The following is a 589-nucleotide window of genomic DNA, read 5'->3' on the forward strand; positions in this document are numbered from 1 at the left end:
TGGACGGTCGACCGCAGGTCCCCCTCCAGCCCGCGCGGCGGCTCGGTCACGAGCGCGCACAGCACCATGCGGCCACGGGTGACGACCTGCTCGATGTCGACCACGTCGACGGAGTAGGCGGCGAGGGTGTCGAAGAGGCCGGCCGTGATACCAGGCCTGTCCTTGCCGAAGATCTTGACAAGGAGAGTCGGGACATCGGAGGGCGAGATCGGCGAGGTCTGCGAAGCGCTCATGGTGTACCCACCGTATCCGGCACCCAGTGCCTTCCGCCGCCGAGGTCCGCCTGACGGACACGGGACGGGGGGTGTCGCGCGCGAGGCGCGCGCGTTCGGGAAGGGGGGATACGCAGCACGCACGGCCCGGATGAGTAGCCGCACTCATGCCGCCGTCCGGGCGCCGGCCTCAGGCTGGATCCGTGAACGTACAACGGAACGTCAAGCCTCACGACCTCGGCGACTGGCCCGCGTGTCTCCCCCTCGCCGTCTTTTTCTGGAGCGGAGCGGCGCTGATCGTGTTCGGTCCCGTCCTTCTCCTGACCCTCTTCTCCGTCGCCTGGGCACAGCCGATGGCGGCACAGGTCGCGGGGGCG

1 protein-coding gene is annotated in these 589 nt (G+C 69.6%); it reads right to left on the reverse strand.

All coding sequences use genetic code 11. The features are described from left to right. Window positions 1–233: ACT domain-containing protein (locus tag BZL64_RS41670; protein ID WP_425276107.1), on the reverse strand; the 233-nt coding region annotated here is incomplete at its 3' end. Between the last annotated feature and the right edge of the window lie 356 nt (window positions 234–589).

Source organism: Streptomyces bobili, from assembly GCF_002154575.1.
Taxonomy (GTDB): domain Bacteria; phylum Actinomycetota; class Actinomycetes; order Streptomycetales; family Streptomycetaceae; genus Streptomyces; species Streptomyces bobili.